The organism is Yeosuana sp., from assembly GCF_057126245.1.
On record NZ_DBNGMQ010000112.1, the window covers coordinates 1 to 3,632 of the forward strand.

General features: G+C 31.6%; 2 protein-coding genes and 1 pseudogene. 2 read left to right on the plus strand and 1 reads right to left on the minus strand.

Annotation, left to right across the window (positions count from 1 at the left end; translation table 11 throughout):
- The first annotated feature begins 315 nt into the window (after nt 1-315).
- Nucleotides 316-1,974, plus strand: coding sequence for a hypothetical protein (locus AC15TD_RS15025; protein WP_484452962.1), 1,659 nt, complete (start codon nt 316-318; stop codon nt 1,972-1,974).
- A gap of 50 nt (nt 1,975-2,024) precedes the next feature.
- On the plus strand, nt 2,025-3,419 hold the full coding sequence (locus AC15TD_RS15030; RefSeq protein WP_484452963.1) for an alpha/beta hydrolase-fold protein: 1,395 nt from the start codon (nt 2,025-2,027) through the stop codon (nt 3,417-3,419).
- 73 nt (nt 3,420-3,492) lie between these two features.
- On the opposite strand, the pseudogene AC15TD_RS15035 reads toward AC15TD_RS15030, so the two are convergent.
- Nucleotides 3,493-3,632: pseudogene (locus AC15TD_RS15035) on the minus strand (IS110 family transposase); the annotation flags it as partial.

The window sequence follows — 3,632 nt, forward strand, 5'->3', positions numbered from 1 at the left end:
GCAAAACACTTTTTATGATATTTTTATAGGAGCTGACTATCAGATTTATATTTATAAAGAGTTGCAGAAAGAAATAGAAGAAATATTAATTCTTATTGATGAAGAAATTCGTTTGTGAAATAAAATATCGAAAGGCTAACAATGTATAAAAATAATTGCTCAATTTTGGGCTTAACCAAAGGTCGTTACAAGTTTACTACGTCTGATTTTCCTGCGGAAAATCCTCGCACGTAAACCCGCAACTATTCTTATACGAGACCGTTATCGGCAACCACTTTGGAAACAACGCATAAGAAATGAAACAAAACTGAAATCATGAAAATTATATTTTTACTTTGCATTTGTTCATTTTGTATTCTTTCAACAGCGTACTCACAAAAAGTATTATCGCTTCATCCACTTTTTACTGAACAGGATGCAGTGTTGATGCCTGAAATTGAAGGTTTTTGGAGAATTCCGGCCTTTGACATGACCGTTTCATTTCAAAAAGCAGGAGACAATTTCTATCTATTGAAATATGGTAGTGAAACAAATGCATCCACTTTTGAAGCCGTGTTCGTAAAAATAAAAGATGAAATATATCTTGATCTTAGCGGCGTAATGTTTGATACATTAGGTGATGAAGATTATAGAAATACATTCGTTACAGTTCATTCATTATACAAAATCCATATGAGCAAAGAAACGTTGCAACTTTATGAAACCAATTATTCATGGTTTTACAATTATGCAATGAAAAATAATTTGCCACTCAAATATGAATGGGTTAAAAATGCCATGTTGTTAACTTACAAAACAGATGAGTTAAAATCATTTATTGCAGAACAAAGCAATGAGCAAAATATCTTTAAAAATTCCTTATTATTAATAAGCAATCGCTCTGATGAAAAGGTAAAAGAAAACGTCATTATTCATGATTTAGAAGCTAAGTCCTCAACCATTATTTCGCAAACATGTATGCCTGAATTTCCCTTAAAAGAAGGTTGGTTTGGTGGTGACGGTGATGTTTCCGTTTCAATAAATTCAACAACAACTTTGTTTGTTTTTAGTGATACGTGGGTTGGAACTAAAAATCAGCAAAGCAGAATGGAACCAGGTATGAAAATGGTCTCTAACTCTGTTGCTGTTGAAACTTGTTTGCCAAATGGAGAGACTGATGTAAAATATTTCTGGAATAACAAGTATTCTGAGAACCCGGAACCCATATTTAAAACCTACACGAAGCGCTATAAATATTGGGTGCCTGATGCATTTATGATAAATGACAATTTATATGTGGTTCTGGTAAAAGTTGGACATAGGCAAGGTGCTTCTCCAAATGAAATTTTTAATTTTTCACTTTTAGGATATACACTAGCCAAAATCAGCAATCCTACTGATTCACCAGATAAATGGAAAATTGAATACATTCCTTTACCTGATTTTGGAAACCCATTTTTGGCAATAGGACCCCATGTAAAGTTGGACAATTATATTTATTTTTTTATTAGCCGTTATGATAAAGCGCAAGTTCTGGTAAGGAAACAACTTGATTTTATTGATAATACCGAAAAACCTTTTGAATATTATGCCTTGAACAAGACATGGAAAGAAGGTGTAAACACAAATGATATGGATACTCTAGTAAATGGGTTTAGAAGCACTACGGTTAACTATCATCAGGAAATGAAGCAATGGGTAATGATTTGTGATATAAAGTTTATGGATAATAAAATAAAAATGCGCACAGCGCCAGCATTGACCGGTCCATGGTCGGATGAAATTGATATCTATGAAATCCCTGAAGTAACACCTGGCAATTCTTCTTATATGGAATCAAATTTTTGTTATCTGCCCAGAGAGTGTATACAAAATTACGATTCGAAAAAGCATGTGATGCTCCTTACATACGATATTAACAATCCGGATTTTTCCAAAATAAATGCAAATCCCAAAATTTATACCCCTAAGGTAATTACCATTCAATTGAAGTAGAATGGCAGCCGATAACAAGAAATATAGTGCATTTGGCAGATGGTACAAATATGAAAAATACAGCAAGAAATAAATTATACAGTAAACTTATAATGATGAGTGATGAAATGCCAAACGCACCATATTCAAGTCGTTACCATTCATTTTACGACTCTCTCAAAGAACAAAAAATTATGATAAAGAAACTTTACTGCTTACTATTATTATCTTTCCTTCTTAATATTCAAGCGAATTGTCAAACAAATAATAATTCAAATTTTAATTATAATCACCAGTATATTGAATCTAAGGAATTAAAAGATAGTGTGAAGTTAGTAATTAGTCTACCCAAAGATTATGCTAATTCTAAAGAAAAGTATCCGGTAGTTTATGTATTAGATGGGAAATGGTTTTTCTCTCAAGGAGTCACCTCTCAAACACATTTTTCTCGTTTTAAAATGACACCAAATTTAATAATTGTTGGTATTGAAAACGCTGTAAATCAACGTGGATGGTACACTAGAGAATCTAAAAAGTTCAATCAGTTTTTAGAAAAAGAACTAATACCTTCTATAAATAAAAAATTTAGGACAGCTGATGAGCGTTTACTATTTGGCTGGGAAGCTTCTGGAGGCTTTGTAATTGAGGTTTTGGGTGCAACACCCCATTTATTTACTGGATATTTAGCTGCAAGTCCAGTTCCATTAGATAAAACATTTAACGAGAGCTATCAGTATCGTTATGAAGCATTAGAGTCTTTACTAAAATCAAATAACAAATTAAATGCATCTCTATTTTTCACTACAGGAAAATCTGACTACCCTGCTCAATATGGAGTAGATAACTTAGTCAAATTACTAAATGAAAATCATCTAGAAAACTTCCAATGGACTTACAAAAAACTTAACGAAGAGACTCATCCTACAACAGCCTTTAAAACCATTCATAAAGGAATTGAATCCAATTTTGAATATTATCCTGTGTTGCGTTTTAGTACAACTGAAGAATATATTTCAAATGGAGAAAATCAGTATTTAGAGTCGTATTATGAGAAAAGAAAAGTTAAATATCATTTTTCAGAGGAAAGAAATACAACGGATTATCTATACTCATGCAAAAGCATAGTTTTCACGGCTATGACAGATGAAAACTATGATGCTTTCAATCGTTATATTAAAGATTTTTTACCAAAAGATATGCCAAGTATTACACATTATAATCACGCAAGTATGTTTGCTACGTTTTATTTAAAAAACAACAATACTAAAATGGCAATGATGCTAATGACTTATTATATCGATAAATTTCCTGAAGCAGCAAGACCATATAATATCTTAGGAAATGTTTATAAACAAATGGATGACAAAAAGAAGGCTAGGAAATACTATCAAAAAGCAGTTGATTTAGGAACTAAAAATGCTGATAGACGATTAAGTGAATACAAGAATAGTCTAAAGCAACTGTAAGTATAGATTTTTAAAACGAACTCTACAAAAAAACGAAATGGTAACAAAGAACTGAGTTAAAAAACAAGCTATTTTAAGCTAATTTTGAAACAAAGTTTTCATCGTATGGTCTTCCTGATTTTGCAATAGCAAATGCCTGTTTTAATAGTTTATTTGCAACAGCTATCAACGCTAATTTTTTGCTCTTTCCTTTGTTTACAATACGCTCATAAA